Source organism: Trinickia soli (assembly GCF_002879855.1).
GTDB lineage: Bacteria > Pseudomonadota > Gammaproteobacteria > Burkholderiales > Burkholderiaceae > Trinickia > Trinickia soli.
The window spans coordinates 130,623-148,951 of the sequence record NZ_PNYB01000011.1; the positions used below are offsets into that span (position 1 = coordinate 130,623).

14 protein-coding genes are annotated in these 18,329 nt (G+C 63.3%); 11 read left to right on the forward strand and 3 right to left on the reverse strand.

Annotated features, from left to right (window positions below; genetic code table 11):
* Positions 1-145 precede the first annotated feature (145 nt).
* The 5 genes from C0Z19_RS14720 to C0Z19_RS14750 all read left to right on the forward strand — a co-directional run bounded on the left by C0Z19_RS14720 (position 146) and on the right by C0Z19_RS14750 (position 6,498).
* Positions 146-1,156: a glycosyltransferase family 2 protein gene (locus C0Z19_RS14720; RefSeq protein WP_102610565.1), complete on the forward strand. Its 1,011-nt coding sequence runs from the start codon at positions 146-148 to the stop codon at positions 1,154-1,156.
* A gap of 62 nt (positions 1,157-1,218) precedes the next feature.
* Positions 1,219-2,604, forward strand: coding sequence for a lipopolysaccharide biosynthesis protein (locus C0Z19_RS14725; RefSeq protein WP_102610566.1), 1,386 nt, complete (start codon positions 1,219-1,221; stop codon positions 2,602-2,604).
* Positions 2,605-3,498: 894 nt separating this feature from the next.
* A complete protein-coding gene (locus C0Z19_RS14740; protein WP_102610638.1) occupies positions 3,499-4,458 on the forward strand; it encodes an MBL fold metallo-hydrolase in 960 nt (319 codons plus the stop codon).
* Positions 4,459-4,478: 20 nt separating this feature from the next.
* Positions 4,479-6,215, forward strand: coding sequence for an FAD-dependent oxidoreductase (locus C0Z19_RS14745; RefSeq protein WP_102610569.1), 1,737 nt, complete (start codon positions 4,479-4,481; stop codon positions 6,213-6,215).
* Positions 6,216-6,291: 76 nt separating this feature from the next.
* Complete coding sequence (locus C0Z19_RS14750) at positions 6,292-6,498, forward strand: DUF2783 domain-containing protein (RefSeq protein WP_102610570.1); 207 nt, start codon at positions 6,292-6,294, stop codon at positions 6,496-6,498.
* A gap of 67 nt (positions 6,499-6,565) precedes the next feature.
* On the opposite strand, the gene C0Z19_RS28245 is transcribed toward C0Z19_RS14750, so the two are convergent.
* Positions 6,566-6,739, reverse strand: coding sequence for a hypothetical protein (locus C0Z19_RS28245; protein WP_158242990.1), 174 nt, complete (start codon positions 6,737-6,739; stop codon positions 6,566-6,568).
* A gap of 248 nt (positions 6,740-6,987) precedes the next feature.
* On the opposite strand from C0Z19_RS28245, the gene C0Z19_RS14755 reads away from it, so the two are divergent.
* The 3 genes from C0Z19_RS14755 to C0Z19_RS14765 are packed head-to-tail and all read left to right on the forward strand — an operon-like array spanning position 6,988 to position 10,129.
* The gene (locus tag C0Z19_RS14755) at positions 6,988-8,295 is read left to right on the forward strand and encodes a TAXI family TRAP transporter solute-binding subunit (protein WP_158242991.1); all 1,308 of its coding nucleotides are present in this window, start codon (positions 6,988-6,990) and stop codon (positions 8,293-8,295) included.
* Positions 8,282-9,088: a class I SAM-dependent methyltransferase gene (locus C0Z19_RS14760; protein ID WP_158242992.1), complete on the forward strand. Its 807-nt coding sequence runs from the start codon at positions 8,282-8,284 to the stop codon at positions 9,086-9,088. The genes C0Z19_RS14755 and C0Z19_RS14760 overlap by 14 nt, the downstream gene beginning before the upstream one ends.
* Positions 9,089-9,103: 15 nt before the next feature.
* A complete protein-coding gene (locus C0Z19_RS14765) occupies positions 9,104-10,129 on the forward strand; it encodes a TauD/TfdA family dioxygenase (RefSeq protein ID WP_102610573.1) in 1,026 nt (341 codons plus the stop codon).
* Positions 10,130-10,180: 51 nt separating this feature from the next.
* Here C0Z19_RS14765 and C0Z19_RS14770 read toward each other — a convergent pair whose 3' ends face one another.
* The gene (locus tag C0Z19_RS14770) at positions 10,181-11,644 is read right to left on the reverse strand and encodes a trypsin-like peptidase domain-containing protein (RefSeq protein ID WP_233196146.1); all 1,464 of its coding nucleotides are present in this window, start codon (positions 11,642-11,644) and stop codon (positions 10,181-10,183) included.
* Positions 11,645-12,049: 405 nt separating this feature from the next.
* Between C0Z19_RS14770 and C0Z19_RS14780 the strand changes: the two genes are divergently transcribed.
* Positions 12,050-12,970, forward strand: coding sequence for a flagellar brake protein (locus tag C0Z19_RS14780; RefSeq protein ID WP_102610576.1), 921 nt, complete (start codon positions 12,050-12,052; stop codon positions 12,968-12,970).
* A gap of 28 nt (positions 12,971-12,998) precedes the next feature.
* Here the strand turns inward: C0Z19_RS14780 and C0Z19_RS14785 are convergent, their stop codons facing one another.
* Positions 12,999-14,819, reverse strand: coding sequence for a sensor domain-containing diguanylate cyclase (locus tag C0Z19_RS14785; protein ID WP_102610577.1), 1,821 nt, complete (start codon positions 14,817-14,819; stop codon positions 12,999-13,001).
* Between the two features lie 520 nt (positions 14,820-15,339).
* Here C0Z19_RS14785 and C0Z19_RS14790 point away from each other — a divergent pair.
* Positions 15,340-16,725: an NCS2 family permease gene (locus C0Z19_RS14790; protein WP_102610578.1), complete on the forward strand. Its 1,386-nt coding sequence runs from the start codon at positions 15,340-15,342 to the stop codon at positions 16,723-16,725.
* Positions 16,726-16,977: 252 nt separating this feature from the next.
* Positions 16,978-18,312, forward strand: a complete 1,335-nt coding sequence (locus C0Z19_RS14795) for an MFS transporter (protein ID WP_102610579.1) — start codon at positions 16,978-16,980, stop codon at positions 18,310-18,312.
* Positions 18,313-18,329: the final 17 nt, after the last annotated feature.

An 18,329-nucleotide genomic window follows, 5' to 3' on the forward strand; every position in this document is an offset into this window, starting at 1 on the left:
ACCTTTTTTTGTAGATTATTCTGCAGTGCAACACAAGAGGAGCTGCGATTTATCCGCTTGGCGAGGATAGCGAGCGCGGCGACGCGGAGACTGCCGACGAATAATGATCCTTCAGTCAGTGATTGCCAAGAGGAGTACCGAGCAGATGAAGTCAGTCACGATCGCGATCTGTAACTATAACTACGAGCGGTATCTGGCCGACGCCATCGATTCGGCGCTGGCGCAGGACTATCCTGCGACGCAGGTGCTCGTGGTCGACGATGGTTCGACAGATGGATCGCGCGAGATCATCCGCAGTTACGGCTCACGCATACGGGCCGTGCTCAAGGCCAACGGCGGACAGGTATCGGCGTACAACTGCGCGCTCGATGAAATCGACAGCGAGTACGTCATCCTGCTCGATGCCGACGATCTGCTGTATCCGAATGCCGTCACGGAAGTCATGCGACGCTTCGCTGTCGGCGACTACGCCAAGGTCCAGTTCCGCCTTGACGTCATCTCTCAGGACGGTGCGCAGACGGGCGTGACCGTTCCCCATTCGGACGCGCCGGCCGACTGCGGCAGCCTGCTGCGCAAAGGGTGGCTCTATCCTTCGCCGCCAGCATCGGGCAATGCCTATAAAAAAAGTGCGCTGTGCAAAATATTCCCGATTCCCGAAACGTCCGAAGGGCGTTACGGTGCGGATTTTTTTGCGATTTATGGCATCGCGCTGGTCGGCCAGGTTGGCTCTATTTCCGACGCGCTCGGCGCCTATCGTGTACATAATTCCGCTCCGCAAGACGTATCGTTCGCCAATTCGGAAAAAAATAGTAAAGCCCCAAAGGCTTATGCGGCACGGTGGGGCGCGTTGAGATATGTGGCGCGCAATCGGCTCAATATCGAGTTGCCCGCGTCGTTTCACGACTTCTCGCATGAGAAGGCAATTTTTTGTAGCGAGATCTATGGCGCACCGTTGATTGACCGGTGGCGTTGGTTCGCGTTTGACTCGCGCAGCTACCTGCATTCGATCGTCGCGAACCCGTTTTGGGGTCCGGTAAAAAAAGTCGGCACGATCGGGCTATCCTGCCTGTGCCTCGTGCCCTACGCACCGTTATCGAACTACGTGGTGCGTTTCATCTCCAACCCGCTGGCACGCCGGAGCAGCGCCGCGCACTGAGCCGGCGCCTGGGCCTTCGACTTGCTCGTCGCTTGAAGGGCGGCGGCCTATGAAATATTGCTATGGACAAGAAAGAGAACACCCGCGTACTCGTTTTCGTGTACGGCGGCTACATCATGAGGTACTTGTACCTCCTGGTGGTCATCCCGTTCTATGGGCGTGTGCTAGGCGTGACCGAGTACGGCCGCGTGCTCGCGGCCATGTCGTTGATGAACGTCATATGGATGCTCGTAAGCTACGGCTTCACTTTCGTCGGCATGCGCGACGTGTCGAGGGTGCATGAAAAGCACGAATACAACGCGATCTTCTCGCTGCATCTGAGTGCGCGGATTCTGCTGGGCGCCGTCGGCGGCGCCATAGGGCTGACGGCGACGTTCTGCTCGCCGGTGTTGTCTCAACACCCGCTGATCGGCGTGCTGGCGACGGTGCTCGGGATCGTGAACGGATGGAACCTGGGCTGGCTGTTTCAGGGGCGGCAACACTTCCGCACGCCGATCATGCTCGAAGTGGTCGGCTTCGCCTTGAGCCTCGTGCTCGTGCTTTCGCTCGTCAGAGGGCCGGCCGATTCCACGTGGGTGCTGGCGAGTCTGCTGATTGCCGGCATCTGCTCGACCGCGATCGCGTACGGATTGACGTTGAAGGACATCGGCTTACCCCGTCCGAACTGGCGTGGCGTGCCGCATCTGATGCGCGATTCGACGATGCTGTTCCTTTATTCGACGGGCTCGGTCGTGCTCACGTCGGCGTCGACTTATCTGTTGACGCTGCTGTCGACACCCACGCAGGTGGGCTATTACGGCGCGGCCGAGCGATTCGCCTCGATCGGCCTTAGTCTCATGGGGCCGGCCGCGCAGGTTTTCATCCCGACGATCTCGCGCCAGATCGCGCAGAACGACCATCACGGCGCACGTTCGACGACACGGCGCGGCGCAGCATTGCTGCTCGGGTATGGATTTCTCGCGCTGGGCGGGGCGCTCGTGCTTTCGCCGTATGTGCTGCCACTGATCCTGGGCAAGGCGTTCGTGCCGAGCGCGCACGTGTTGCAGCGTTTCGCGTGGATGTTTCCGTTTTCCGCCTTCAACCAGTTCGTGGGCTTTTACGTCTTTCTGCCGCGCCGGAGGGACCGGATGATGGCCGTTGCGGGCCTGATGTCGGCTGCGGCGAACCTTGCCTCGGCGCTGTTGCTCGCACCGCACTTCGGCGCGGTCGGCATGGCGTCGGCGCGCGTGATCGGCGAAGCGACGCTCTCGCTCACGCTGCTCATCTTCGCTTGGCGGACCGGGTTGCTGAGCGCGATCTTCGGCCGCGCGGCGCCGGGTGAGGACGTCAGCAAGCGCCAGCAGCAGGCGCCCACCCGAGCCGCCACGACAATTGACGTGGCGTCTGCATCCGCCGTTGCGCAGGCGGGTCCGAACCCGCCCGCTCAAAGCTACCGGTCGGCCCGATAAGCGCGGTCACGAGGCGCATGGCGCCCGTGTGGTCGAAGAAGACGGGCGCCGCGAGCGCGTCGATGCCGGGAATCGGAGCACCCAGCGCAGCATCGACGCCGTCCCGGCGAAAGCGCGCCAATTGCGATTCGTAACCAGTCCTGACGGTTTCCGTTTCCGCTTGCGCTTTTGCCAGACGAAGCGTCTTCCCTTTCCTTCGGGCGTCCGCGATGGTCAGCATCCCGGCCAGCGGCTCAGCGCCCAGATGCGCCGCCAATAGGCGGCCAATCGCCGTATGCACGAGCGAGACCAGCGTGCCCGCGCACAGGCTGACGTGCATCGGCTGCGTCGATTCCTCCAACCGCACGACGGTGGGCCCGAATGGGCCGAACACCGCAGCGGCAACGGTCAATCCCGTGTCAGCCGTGAGGTGGGCGATCTCCCGATCGGCGTCGCGCTCGGGCGCTTGTCGTTGCAGCGCCATCAACCCCAGTTGCAGACCGAGCGGCCCCGTATTGAATGCGCCGCTCTCATCGCGTGCCAGCAAACCGATGCCGACGAGGCTCACGAGATGCGCAAACGCCTTGGCGGCCGGCATGCCCGCCGCAGTCGCGAGACACGCCACGGCGCGAATGGGGATTTGGATATAGCAAATGTATTTGCTGTTGACAAAGCATTGGAGCCGGGCCTAACATGGCTTCGAGTCGTTGGCGAGGTGGCGGCAGTCGTGCGTCATGCCGGTCAGGCTTGATCGGTTTCGATCGGGCTGGATGAGCAACCAAGCCGAACAAGTCAGCAACGTTATAAAACGATGGAGCGAGACGCCGTCCTGCCGCACGATGTTCCAATCGTGCGCGCATCATGCCGCTCTCGCGCGTGCGTCGCTCGACGCTTCTCAACATCAGCGAGACAAACATGGCGAAAGCATTTGCATCCCAGGCCGATCTGGAACAGAAGAAGGTCACATGGACCCGGCTTTCAGAAAACGCCTTCGCGTATACGGCCGAAGGCGATCCGAACTCGGGCGTCGTAATTGGCGATGACAGTGTGTTGATCGTCGATACGACGGCGACGCCCGCGATGGCGCGCGATTTGATCGCCAGGATCCGCTCGATTACCGATAAGCCCATCAAGCACGTGGTGCTCTCGCACTACCATGCGGTGCGCGTGTTGGGTGCTTCCGCTTATTTCGCCGAAGGCGCGCAGAACATCATCGCGAGCCGGGGCACGTACGAAATGATCGTCGAGCGCGGCGAGGCCGACATGAAGTCGGAAATCGAACGGTTCCCGCGCTTGTTCGCCGGCGTGGAGACGGTGCCGGGCCTCACGTGGCCGACGCTCGTCTTCGAGCGCGAGATCACGCTTTATCTCGGCAAGCTCGAGGTGAAGATCATGCATCTGGGCGCGGGCCATACGAAGGGCGATACCGTCGTTTGGTTGCCTTCGCAGAAGGTGCTGTTCTCCGGCGATCTCGTCGAATATGAAGCGGCTTGTTATTGCGGCGATGCACAACTGGCTGCCTGGCCTGCGACGCTCGATGCGCTCGAAGCGCTGGGTGCCGACCAGCTCGTGCCCGGGCGCGGCCCTGCGTTGACCGATGCGGCGCAGGTGAAGGCGGGCCTCGCCTACACGCGCGATTTCGTCACGACGCTGCTCGAACAGGGTCGCAAAGCGGTGGCGCGCGGGCTCGATCTGAAAGGCGCGATGGCGCTGACGCGCGAAGCGATGGACCCGAAGTTCGGCGAGGTCTTCATCTACGAACACTGTTTGCCGTTCGATGTCACGCGTGCCTATGACGAAGCGGGCGGCATCGTGCATCCGCGCATCTGGACGGCCGAGCGCGACAAAGAGATGTGGGCGGCGTTGCAGAACTGAACCGGGGCCGGGCGGCAGAGATGACTATCGACTATCAAACGTTGCGATTCGAGTATCGGCGCAACGCGCAACAGGACAGCCGCGCCGCGGCGGTGGTCCACCCCGTGGTGGTGGTCGGCGCGGGGCCGGTGGGTCTGGCTACGGCGATTGATCTCGCGCAGCGCGGCGTGTCCGTCGTGCTCGTCGACGACGACGATTGCCTCTCGACCGGCTCGCGCGCGATCTGCTTTTCGAAGCGGACGCTCGACATCTTCGATCGGCTGGGCTGCGGCGATGCGATGGTGGAGAAGGGCGTGCGTTGGCACGTCGGCAAGGTGTTTCTCCAGGAAGAGCTCGTTTATTCGTTCGACCTGTTGCCCGAAAGCGGTCACCGCCGCCCCGCGTTCATCAATCTGCAGCAGTACTACGTCGAAGGGTTCCTGATCGAACGGGCGAGGCAACTGCCGAATCTCGAACTGCGATGGAAGAACAAGGTCGTCGGCGCCGAGCGGCACGACGAGGCCCGCGAGGGCGAGGCGGCGGTCACGCTGACGATCGATACGCCGGACGGCGCGTATGCCTTGCAAGCACGCTACGTCGTCGCGGCAGACGGCTCGCGCAGCCCGATGCGTCATCTGCTCGGGCTCGAGAGCAAAGGCCGTACGTTCAAGGATCGTTTTCTGATCGCGGACATCAGGATGGAGGCCGATTTTCCGGCGGAGCGGTGGTTCTGGTTCGACCCGCCGTTTCATCCGAATCAGTCAGTGTTGCTGCATCGGCAGCCCGACAATGTCTGGCGTATCGATTTCCAACTTGGCTGGGACGCGGACCCTGTGCTCGAGAAGGCGCCCGAGCGCGTCATACCGCGCGTGCGGGCGTTGCTGGGCTCCGACGTGAAGTTCGAGATCGAATGGGTCAGCGTCTACACGTTTTCCTGCCTGCGGATGGACAGTTTTCGGCACGGCAATGTGTTGTTCGCCGGCGATGCGGCGCACGGCGTATCGCCGTTCGGCGCGCGCGGCGCGAACAGCGGCTTTCAGGATGCCGAAAACCTTGCCTGGAAGCTCGCTGCGGTGCTGGCGGGCAGGGCGCCCGACCGATTGCTCGAAACCTACGCGCGCGAGCGCGAGTTTGCGGCTGACGAGAACATCCTCAATTCGACGCGCTCGACCGATTTCATCACCCCGAAGAGCCCGATCAGCCGCGTGTTCAGAGATGCCGTCCTGACGCTCGCGCGCCACCACGCATTTGCTCGACGGCTCGTCAATAGCGGGCGGCTTTCAGTGCCTGCGGTATTGTGCGAATCGACGCTGAATACGCCCGATCGTGATCGATTCGAAGGCGGCATGACGCCGGGCGCAGCCTGCGTCGATGCGCCGGTGACGAACGCGGGCAAGCAAGACTGGCTGCTCGCGCACGTCGGCGGACCCTTCACGGTGTTGGTATTTGCCGGTCGGCACGGCCTGCGCGAATGCGAACGAGCGGCGATCGATCGCGTGCGCTCGCTTGCCGTGCCCGTCGAAGTGGTGATCGTCGAACTGCGAGAGGGATTGCAGGCGGGCAGCGAGTCGGGCACTGACGCATGGGTGGCGGGCGCGCACGTGCTTTCCGATGCAGAAGGGTTAGCCGCCGCGCGATATGACGCGACCGCCGGCACGATCTACCTCATTCGTCCCGACCAGCATGTCTGCGCGCGCTGGCGGCGGGCCGACCCTGACGATCTCGTCGATGCGTACGAGCGGGCGATCGGCTTGCCTCGCACAGGCAGTGCAGCATGAAGAACGAAGCGGCTTCGCGCCACTTATGACGTTAGGACTCCTGATCAATGAAGGTTGTACGTAGGCGAGGCGCCCGATGACGCTCAATACCCAGCTCAATCTGACACGTCCCGATGATTTCTACGAGGCGCTGATCGATATGCATCGCGACCTGAGCGAGGCGCAAAGCCAAAGCGCGAACGCACAGTTGATCCTGTTGCTCGCCAATCACATCGGCGATCAAGCCACGCTCGAGGAGGCGATTCGTCTCGCTCGGCAAGGCGTGCAAGACGCCGCCGCATAGGTGCGGCGGGGGCGGCGTGGCTTCGCCTGGCGTGGCGAAACCGATCGTCGCTTGCGTCAAGCCGCTTTCAGCTTGAACACCTCGACGGCCGTACGCAATGCTTCTCGCCGCAGGCCGACGAGATGTCGGACACGATGTTCGTCACCTGATCGACCGACAGCACGATATCGCCGATGATTTGGCCGGCGCCACGCACGATGTCCGCGCCCGCTTTCACGCTTCCCGTCGACGCTTCGATCAAGACCTTGATTTCGCGCGGCGTTGGCGCTGCGTTGCGCGAGCGTTCCGACTTCGCCCGCGACGATAGCCCTCAAACCAGCACATGACGTTGGTTCCGGTGCGCTTGCTCTATGGCGCATCCGCCCCCGCGTATCGACAATGCGTTCGATCCGTCCGCACGGGGCAGACGGGCGCCAATCACCATGAGGGCCGCGCCGCTGCGTGCGTCCCATCGTTGCGATCACCCCTATGCCGCGCATCCTGCCGAGAATGAAGATTCCGCACGCTTTGGTGACCGTGGCGTTGCTCGGTCTGCTTCTGTATGCGGTGTGGCGTGTGCAGCCGTCCCGGCACATTCGTATCGCCGCCGGTCCCGTCGGCGGCACCTTCTATGAAGCCGCCGAGCGCTATAAGCAATTGATCGAGCCGATGGGCTATCGCGTGACAGTCGTGGCGCTCGACGATACCGACGAGATCGGCGCGAAATTGAGCGACGAGCGCCAACGCTTCGACATCGGGTTCGTGGCCGACGATCGGCAGGGGCAGCGCGATGCCGATTGGACCTCGCTCGGAGACATCCAACTGCAGTCGATCTTCATCTTCGAGAACCGGCGGGCGGCAACCACGAAGCCGATTCGTTCGTTCGTCGACCTGCAAGGGATGACAGTCGTCATGCCGCCGTTGCACAGCCTGACGAGCCGCACGTTGTTGCACATCCTGGCCGCGAGCGGCGTCGGCCCGACCGATGCGCGAATCTCCTTTCTGCCGATGAACGAGGCACTCGCACGGCTCAAGCGCGGCGAGTTCGACGTAGGCCTGTTCATCCTTGGCGCCGATAGCGCGCTGATGGCCGGGCTGGCGAAAGATCCCGATTTCGTGATGGTCGAGATCGGACAGCGCGATGCCATCGTGAGAAGGATGCCGTATTTGACGAAGGCGACGCTACCCGCCGGGATCTACGACCTTAAAGACAATGTGCCGCCGCGAGACATGGGCGTGCTCGCCTTGACGATCTCCGTCGCCGCGCGGCCGGGCTTGCCGCCCGCAACGACTTATGCCGTGCTCGCGGCGATGCGCGAAGTCCACCGCGCGAGCGGCTACCTGAATGCGCCGGGGACGTTCCCGCGTCCGTCGGGGGCGTCAGGCGACGCCGACGAGCGCGTCGACCGCTTCTATCGGAGCGGCGAGCCTTGGATCTTTGCGCACCTGCCGCTCGCGTTGGCCTGCGTGGTCGACGCTTATCTCGCGCCGATTCTCGCGCTGTTGTTCGTGACGAACGCTTTCAAGGTGGTATCGGAGTTTCAGCAGATACGCCTGTTCGCCAAGGTGTCGGCGGCGCGCACCGCACTTTGGTGGGCGAGGCGCCGCGCGAAACGCGGCCACGCGTTGACTGCGCACCTGCGCAAGGTCATGGCGGGATTGGCGGGGAGCATCGCAAGGGAAGACCGGACCGTACGCGACCTGCTCGATGAGCTGAGGCGGTTGTCGCATGCGCAGCACGGGTCCGGCGCACGGGCGGCGCTCGATCACATCGAGACATTGGATGGGCAACCCGGGGGACCGCATGAAAACCGATGAATTCGCGAAGGCGATGCGCCGCACCTACGATCTTTATTTTCTGGGCGGCGACTATGGGAGGCGGTATCCAAGGCCCAATGCGGCGACGCTCGGATTCGTGCTGGCCAATGGCGGGCGTGACGCGCAGCGGATACTCGATTTCGGTTGTGGAGACGGCCGCTATTGCCTCGCGTTGCTCGAATGCACGCGCGCCCATGTGACGGCTTATGACATCTCCGCTTCATCGTTGATCGCGCTCAACGCGCGGCTTTCGGGTACGCCGTTCCGCGGACGCGTCAGTCTGGCCGGTACCGGGATGTCGCAGCTTTTGCATACCTACGCGGCGCCGTATGACGTTGTTTTGATGTTGTTCGGCGTGCTGTCGTTGATCGGCGATCGCGCGGCGCGTATCGACACGTTGTCGCAATTGCGGTGCTTGATCGCCGAGGACGGGCGCCTCGTGATTACGGTGCCGTCGATTGCGCGCCGGCGGCCCGTCGAGTTGCTGCGCCATGCATTGGCGCGGCGCCTTGGCCGCGCGCGGCCGCCGCTCGACGAAGGCGGCAATATCCGCTTCACGCGCGAGGTGAGCGGAAAACCGTTGACGTTTTTCTATCACTTGTACGGTGTGCGCGATCTGACCGATGAACTGTCGCAGGCCGGTTACGCCGTGCAGTGCTGCGAGGCGGAGAGCCTGCTGCCCGAATGGTGTGTGACGCAGTCGCGCGTGCTCGGATGGCTCGACCGAAAGCTGTCGCGCCGGCTGCCGGCGGTGTTGGGCTACGGCATACGTATCGTCGCAGTGCCGGTGTGAACGAGCGAGGACAACATGAACTACTACGTCGACGAGCGCATTACCTTGACGCCGAGAGAAGCTCATCACGTTCGGGGCGTGCTTTCAAACGTGGCATACGATCCCGCGGGTGGTCAGGCTTATCTTCATGCCGTTCGGCGCGCGGCTTACGAGGCGTTTCCCGATCATGTGCTCTGCGCGATCGAACGCGCGAGGCTGCCTGATGCGCGCGCGACCGGGTCGATCGAGATCGACAATCTGCCGATCGACCGCGGCGTATGCGGTAGCCCGCGCTTCAACGAAACGGGGGCGCGCTTCAAGCGCGGCGTGTTGACCGAGAACATCCTCGTGGCGCTGGCGTCGTTCGTCGGTGAGCCCTACTCGATCGCGCACGAAGGGCGCGAACTCGTGAACAATCTCACGCCGCATAAGGAGTTCGCGCATGCGTACACGGGCCTCGGTTCCGAGGTCGAATTGGATTTTCATATCGAGAATGCGGCGCAGGCGCACATGGCCGAAGGCGATACGTCGCCGTTTGCTCTGATGCTGCTCGGCGTGCGTGCCGAGCCCGGCGGCGGACCGGCCACGCGGCTCGCGGATGCGCGGCGTGCGCTGCGGCTGTTGTCGGAGCGGGACATCGAATATTTATACGGGCGTCACTTCATCATCCGCGTGCCGTATCGATGGCGTGGCGCGACGCCGATGCCGCGCGACAACACCGATCTTGCCGCCGTGTTGTCGGGGCCTCGGGAATCGCCGCGGGTGACGGTCGCGTTCTATCCGGGGATGGTGCTGGCCGTGAATGAAGCCGCGGAGCTGGCGCTCGGCAACTTCTATCAGGCGATTCGCGAGGTGTCGTTCGGCATCAACGTCACACCGGGCAAGCTCGTCTTCATCAACAACAGCTTTACGTTGCACTCGCGCGATCGCTTCACGCCCCGGTTCGATAACGAGGGCTGCGCTTATCGCTGGTTGCAGCGCGTGTTCGTGGCGCGCAGCCTTTGGAATTTCCGTGCGTTTGCGCGCGTTCAAGAGCGTGTATTCGATCCGACCGCCGTTTGATGCACGCGCACCGACGCGAGCACGGTTCCTTCGCACACCCTTCGCACACCGTTACTTCGCATTGAGCGAAACGAAGCTGCGCGCATTGTCGCGTTGGACCAACAGCGCGATCTGTTGTCCGCCACGTTCGATCGCGGTCTCGAGCGCTTCGCGCGTTTCGACGAGTTCGCTGTTCACCGACAAGATGACATCGCCGGCTTGAATGCCCGCGTTCGCCGCCGCGCCCGTCGCAGAGTCGACCACCAAGCCGAGCGGCAGGCCTGTCGAACGCCGCTCGGCGTCACTCAAAGCGTGCACTGCCAGCCCCAGACGTTCGATCGCATGACGCTCGCCGGGCCCCGCTGTCGTCTCCCGTGCTGTCGCAGCCGTGGTGCCGTTGTCCCTTCGCTCGACGACGACCGTGGTCAACGTCATCGGCTTTTTGTTTCGCACCAGGGTGAGCGCGACCTTTGTGCCGGGTTGTAGCGCCGCGACGTATTCGGTGAGGTCCGCTTCATGTTCGATCGCTTTCCCATTGATACGCGTGATGACATCGCCCGCTGCCAAACCGTTTGCAGCGCCACGGTGCGTGGCAGGCGCGACCGCGGTCACGAGCGCCCCCGTTGCACGCGGCAGACCGAATGCGGCGGCAAGACCCGGGTCGACATCCTGGGTCTGGATGCCCAGGCTGCCGCCGGCCAGTTTGCCTTGCCCTCGCAATTGGGCGCGCAGTTTGAGCGCGGCGTCGATCGGGATGGCCAACGTCAGGCTTCTATAAGGTCCCGCATCGGCATAGACCTGGAGGTTCACACCGATGACGGCGCCGTTGCTGTCGAGCAGCGGGCCGCCGGAGTTGTCGGGGCCGGCCGCGATGTCCGTTTCGAGGAAGGAAAACGTATTGCCGTCGGCCGTCGCGTGCGGTGTCACGCTGACGAGGCCGGAGGTTGCCGCGTTTTGCGGGCCGTCGGGCGCGCCGATCGCAAGGACGCGCTCGCCGACGCGCACATGCGATGAATCGCCAAGCCGCATGACCGGCAGCTTCGTCGCGCCTTCGATTTGCAATAACGCAATGTCGGTTTGCGGATCGACGGCGAGCACGTCGGCCTTGAATTGACGCCGATCGATCAGCGTCACTGTCACTTGTTCTGCCCGGTTGACGACATGCGCGGTCGTCACCACGATGCCGTCCGCGCTGACAATGAACCCCGAGCCTGTGCCCCAGACGGCGCGCGGCGCGTCGGGCACCGTCGACGGCGCCGGTGGCGGGGCTGACGATGCACGAAACACGGAGTAGACCGGATCGTCGGGATCGAGGCTGTCGAGCCCGGGCGCGCTTACCGTTTGGCCGCCCTGATCCGCTGGCATGGCGGTGCTGATGTTGACGACGGCCGGGCCGTATCGCTCGACCATCGCGGCGAAATCCGTCTGCGTCTGCGCCGGTGCGACGGGTGGCGCGCGCATGACTTTGGTGAGCGGCGCGCGGGCTTGCGCGTTCGACGCCGCTGGTGGAAGAAACACCGCGCCGGCGAGCAACATGATGGTCCCCGCGGTGCGGAGCACAGTCCTGGCTTCGGCCCTCTGAATTCGGCTACGCATAACTCACCCCCAGATCAAATCATAGTTCTCGCGCGGGCGGCCAGCCGAATGGTTTTTGAATGGACTTGTTTGCCGTCGGTCACCAGCGCAATCATTGTCGATCGGCAGGACAGCGCCCGCTGTGAGGCAGCGCACGGTCGAGGTGTAACAGGCGGACGGGCGCATCGTTGGCGCGCGGCGAGGCGTAATCGATATCGCCTTGGAGCGGGCGATTTCCGAGCCGGTCGTGAGTTTGACGTGGATCAATCGAAGCGTAACGACGCCGCGCGGGCCGGTGCCTTTCATACGATGTTTGGAGTAGCATCATCGAACCTTCCGTCGAGCCGCCTTCGCGGCACTTAGCCGATGACGTCCTTGCCCGAACCCGACCCGCATCCACTGCTCGATGCCGCGCAGATTCCTGTCGGCGAGCCGCTAGCCTGGCCGCTGTTGGATCAAGACGGCAGAGTGCTGTTGCGCGCAGGCTCCATGGTCGCGACGGATGAAGAGCGGCGCTTTCTGGTCAGGCATTTTTCGTTTTATGCGGGCGCTGCGCCGGAACACGGGGGCGCGAGCGAGGTGCCGAACGATCGTTTGACATTGGCCGGCATGCGACTTTTGATCGGCTCGCCGGTGGGCGTCAGAGGCCTGCTGGCGACGAGCGGGCCAGTGCGGCGCTGCAGGTTGATCGGCATCAGCCCCGATCGCGCGCTGTTTGTCACGGCGCCGGGCGCGGGTCGTTTGCCCCTCGTATTGACGGCGGGCGAAAACGTCCAGGGCGTGGCGATCGGTGCGCATGCCGTCTACTCGTTCTCAAGCACGGTATTGGCGGTGTGCGCCCGGCCGCTCGACTATGTGGTGCTTTCCGAGCCGCGTGGCATCCACATGCTGCGCGAGCGCAAGGCTGTGCGCGTGCATACGCATCTTGCCGTGAGGTATGGCAAAGCGCTGCCGGATGCGAAAGGCGAGGCCCAGGGCGCGAGCGAGGGCGGGCCGCTCGGGCTCGGCCTGGGCCGCGATCTCAGCGCGCGAGGCATGTCGCTCGTCAGCGCGCAGCCGGTCGGCGAAGTCGGTACGCGGATACGCGTGTCGTTCCCGATCAGCACGGTGCAGATCGATGCCGAATTCGAGGCGTTCGCCGTCGTGCGTTATGTGAAGGCGAGCGATGAGGGCGATGGCTCCGTCGAGCACGGCCTTGAATTCGAAGCGATCAGCGCGCAAGAGCAATTCGCATTGCGCTCCTATCTGTTCGATTGCTTGAGCGCGAGGATGCAGATGCAGCTCTGATCGGGTGATCGTTTGATTCCGTGAATGCTCAATCCGCGCCCATCGATTCCTCTTCGTATACCTCGATGCGGTTGCGCCCGCGTTCCTTTGCGACATAGAGCGCCTTATCGCAACGGGAAAGCGCCTGGTAGGCGCCCACATCCGTTGCGCGCAAGCTGTCGATGCCGATGCTGACCGTCATCGCCACCTGCCGGGCGCCTTCGACGAGCGGCGCTTCATCGATGCGGCGCTGCACTCGCCGTGCGAACGCAACGGCATCGTCGATCGTCGCGTCGGGTAGCACGGCCGCGAATTCTTCGCCGCCGATCCGCCCGACGATATCGCCCGCCCGGCTTTCGGCACGCAGCAACGCAGCGAAGTGACTGAGCGCGCGATCGCCCAACGCGTGCCCCCATCGATCGTTGAGTACTTTGAAGTGATCGAGATCGAGCATGAGCACCGCGGCCTGTTTGATGTCGGCGGTGCGTATCCGCATCAATTCCGCCTCGCTGCGCAACGTGAAATGGCGGCGGTTCGGCAGTTGCGTGAGGTGGTCGATCGTCGCCAATTCGTTGAGATCGGCTTCGATGCGCTTGCGATCGGTCGCATCGGTGATAAAGCCGTGCCATAGCGTGCTGCCGTCGGGCAACCGTTGCGGGCGCGCGTCGCCTTGCCGCCAGCAAGTGCCTTGGTGCGGCAGCGTCACGCGGTATTCGAGGTGCCAGGGCGTCAGGTTCGCGGCGGATTGTTGCAACGAATACCGATAGGCCGCCACATCGCGCGGATCGATGCGCGCTTCGATCGCGTCTGCGCTCCGGGTCACGTCCTCGGGTGTCAGCTCGTAGATGTCCTTGATGCCCTCGCTGGCATAGGTAACGGTGGCGCGCCCGTCGAGCGTGAGCCGATATTCGAAGACGAGGCCAGGTACTTCGTTGGTCAGGTTCGTGATCAGGTCGATCGTGTGTTGCAGCTCTTGTGACGTTTCGCGCAATGCCGTGATGTCGGTCGTCGTACCGACCATCCGCAGAGCGCGGCCGTCGCGATCGCGGCTGACCACTTTGCCGCGGCTGCAAATCCACTTATATGAGCCGTCTTTGCAACGAATCCGATGTTCGACCGCATAGCTATCGGTGCGATTGTCGAAATGCGCCTTCATCGTCGCCTGCACGTGAGCGAGATCGTCCGGGTGCAGACGAAGGTAAGCGTCTTCGATTCGATTGCTGAGGTCGTTCGGCCCATAGCCAAGCATGGCCGCCCACGCCGGGGAGTAGTGGACTTCGCCGGTGGTGACATTGCGATCCCAGAGGCCCGTTCCGCTGCCGGTCAGCGCCAGGCTCACGAGGTTGCTGTCCACTTCGAATGAATCCGCGCTTTGCGCTTGTGCTTGTGCTTGTGCTCGGGCGAGCGCGTAAGCCGCCAGCGACGCGAAGTCGCGCAAGGTGCTGCGCTGCGTCTCGTCGAGCCGGCGCGGGGAGGCATCGAGCAGATAGAGCGTGCCGATCTGTTGCCCGCCGCTGTCGGTCAGCGCGCATGCCGCAAAAAAATGGGGCCGGCTTTCGGGCGATGTGCCAGCGCCGTCTTCGTTGACGAAACGCGGATCGCCACGGATGTCGTCGACGACGATCAAGGTCTCATGCCGCTTTCCGGCGGCGGCACACGCCGCGAGCAGCGCAGGAGGGAGCGTGGCGGGCGCCATGCCGGCGACGGCGAGCAGTTCCTGCCCGCTTGAGCTCGAAACCGTGATCAACACGGTCGAGACGCCGAAGTGCGTGCGCGCGAGCCGGGCCACGGTCTCGCACTCAGGGCGGGCATCGCGGGCCGAACGACCGGCCGTGCCGATCGCGCCGTTATCGAAGTCCGTAGTCAGCATTCCAGGCGGCAGTTGTGAGCGGGTGAACTATATAGAGCTATCGACTATAACGGCGTAGAGCCATCTCGGCTTTAGTCTGATCATTGAAGATTGTTGTATGCGCAACGTTCGAAGGTCCGGACGGATCCGGCCCCGCCACACCGAACCCCGCGGCTGTCATTCCTTCCAGGCCCGAATAGTCTCCTTAACGGAATCGCACTAGGCGTAAACACGGGTTCCCGCGGCCCGAACCTCAGCGTTGAAGCCGATATATGCGCTGCGACATGGGCTTCATGTTTTTCGCCTGATGGGACGCGATGATGTGTTCGCCTACGCTTCGTGCAGCAAAGTGAAATCGATGGGGCCGGCACAAATGCGAACCGAAGCGCGGGACGCCACCAGCCGACGGTCCCCTGGCGACGAGACGCACAACGGCTCGCCCGCCCCAAACGTTGCTGACCAACCTAAGCCTATAGATTCGAGACAAACCTGACGACGGCCCGCAGCGGCCGTTTCAGCATGCTGATAAAGGAGCAAGCTCATGAGTGATACGCAGGCGCGGCCGGTCGTCGGCTCCGGCGCGACGGACGACTTCGGCGGTAACGGAGTCATCGATCGATATTTCGACATTTCTTCGCGCGGCAGCACGCAGCGCCGCGAAGTCGTCGCGGGCGTCACCACCTTCCTGGCGATGGTCTATTCCGTGTTCGTCGTGCCCGGTATGCTCGGCCGGGCGGGATTCGATACGAGCGCCGTATTCGTTGCCGTCTGTCTGACGACGGCGTTCGGTTCGCTGCTGATGGGCCTCTGGGCGAAGCTGCCGATCGCGATCGGCTGCGCGATTTCGCTGACGGCGTTTACCGCGTTCGGCCTCGTGCTCGGCAAGGGGATTGCCCCGGCCGTCGCGCTCGGCGCGGTGTTCCTGATGGGGCTCGTCTTCACGGCGATCTCGGTCACGGGCGTGCGCTCGTGGATCTTGCGCAATCTGCCGGCCGGCGTCGCACATGGCACGGGAATCGGGATCGGTTTGTTCCTGCTGTTGATCGCGTCGAACGACGTGGGTCTCGTCGTCAAGAATGCGGGCGGCGGCTTGCCGCTCGCGCTCGGTCACGTCACGGCGTTTCCGGTGATCATGTCGGTGATCGGCCTGGCAGCCATTTTCGGGCTGGAGCGACGTCGCGTGCCGGGCGGGATTCTGCTCGTCGTCGTCGCGATCTCGACGATCGGTCTTGCCTTGGACCCTGGCGTGAAGTTCCACGGCGTGTTCGCGCTGCCTTCGTTGAGCACGCCGGGCCACGCATCGCTGATCGGTGCGATGGACATCAAAGGGGCGCTTTCGGTTGCGGTGTTGCCCAGCGTCTTTGCGCTCGTCATGACGGCCGTCTTCGATGCGACGGGAACGATCCGCGCCGTGGCCGGGCAGTCGGGCCAACTCGACGAAAAAGGCTGCATCATCAACGGCGGGCGCGCATTGACGGCCGATTCGCTCAGCTCGATCTTCTCCGGCTTTTTCGGGGGGGCGCCGGCAGCGGCCTATATCGAATCGAGCGTCGGCGTGGCCGCTGGCGCGAAGACGGGTCTTGCCGCCGCGGTGGTCGGGCTGCTGTTTCTCGTCGTGATGTTCTTCTCGCCGCTCGCCGGTCTCGTCCCGTCCTATGCGACCGCGCCTGCGCTGATGTATGTCGGGTTGCTGATGCTGTCGAGCGTGAGCAAGCTGCATATGGACGACATGGTCGATTCGATGGCGGGGCTCGTGACTGCCGTGTTCATCGTGCTGACGGCCAATATCGTGACGGGCATCATGCTCGGCTTCGCGACGCTCGTGATCGGCCGCATCGTTAGCGGCGAATGGCGCAAGCTCAATGTGGGCACCGTGTCTATCGCGGTCGTGTTGGTCGCGTTCTACGCCGGGGGATGGGCTATCTGATCGATGGCTTGATGAAACGGCATCCTTCCAGCGGGAATTGAAACGAAATTCCCTGTTTTGTCCCAGAACGGTTTTCCCCGGCCAAATTCGCTTGAAGCACCGATTTCGGAACAGTAAATAGAAACGAGTGCCGTGTCCCTGCAGATGCGAGGAGCGCGGCACGACAATATATATGCCCCGGAGGAGACGCCAGGGGCTCCCGAAATCCCGTATCGCAAGCGCGTACGGTATTCACTGGAGGAGAGCCGTTTCATGTCATCCCATCCAAACATCGATTCCCGCATGCTTCGCCGCGTCGCATTGGCCAGTGTCATCGGCGCGACGGTCGAATGGTACGACTTCTTCCTGTATGGCGTAGTGGCCGGCATTGTCTTCAACAAGCTCTACTTTCCGACGAACGACCCGCTCGTTTCGATCATGCTCGCCTATTCGACATTTGCCGTCGGGTTCGTGACGCGTCCCGTCGGGGGCGTTCTGTTCGGGCACTTCGGCGATCGCATCGGCCGTAAATCGGCGCTGATTCTGTCGCTGTTCATCATGGGCATTTCGACCGTGGGCGTCGCTTTCGTGCCGACGTATGCGCAGATCGGCATTTGGGCGCCGATCCTGTTGTTGTCCTTACGGGTGCTGCAGGGTATCGGCCTGGGCGGAGAGTGGGGCGGTGCGGTGCTGATGGCGTACGAGTACGCGCCTGTGCACCGGCGCGGACTTTATGCCAGTCTGCCGCAGGTCGGCTTGTCGATCGGCCTGTGTCTTGCCTCGGGGATGGTCGCGGCCGTGTCGCACCTGCTCTCCGAGCAGGCGTTCTTCGCGTGGGGGTGGCGCATCGCGTTCGGCGCGTCGCTCGCGCTCGTCTTGATCGGGCTGTACATTCGCCTGAACGTGATGGAAACGCCCGAATTCGCCGCGCTCAAACGTGGCCGTTGCGAAGTACGGCTGCCGGTCGTCGAAATGTTCGCCAATTACCGACGTGAATTGTTGCTCGGCATGGGGGCGCGCTATATCGACGGCGTGTTCTTCAATGTCTTTGCCGTTTTTTCGATCGGCTATCTGACGCAGCACATCAAAATGGATCGCACGGACGCCTTGCTCGGCGTGATGATGGCCGCGTTCGTCATGTGCTTCTTCATTCCGTTGTTCGGCAGTCTCGCCGATCGTGCCGGCCGTGCGCGCGTGTACAAATGGGGCTCGTTGCTGTGCGGCGCGTCGGTTTATCCGGCGTTCTGGCTGATCGAGAGCCAGCCGGGCAATACGCTGCTGATCTGGCTCGCGATCGTGATCCCGTTCGGGATTTTCTACGCGATGGTGTATGGCCCGGAGGCGGCGCTCTTTGCAGACCTGTTCGATGCGAGCGTCCGCTACACCGGCATTTCTTTCGTCTATCAATTCTCGGGAATTTTCGCGAGCGGCCTCACGCCGATCATCGCCACCGCCCTGTGGAAGATGAGTGGCGGCAAGTGGTGGACCGTCTGCGCCTACGTGCTGTTCTCCGCGCTGGTGTCGGCCTGGTCGGCGCGGGCGATGGAACGCGCGCGTGGGCAGCAACGCGTGGCATCGCGCGAACAGCCTGCCGTGAGCGCGCCGTGAGGCGCATCGCCTGGTGA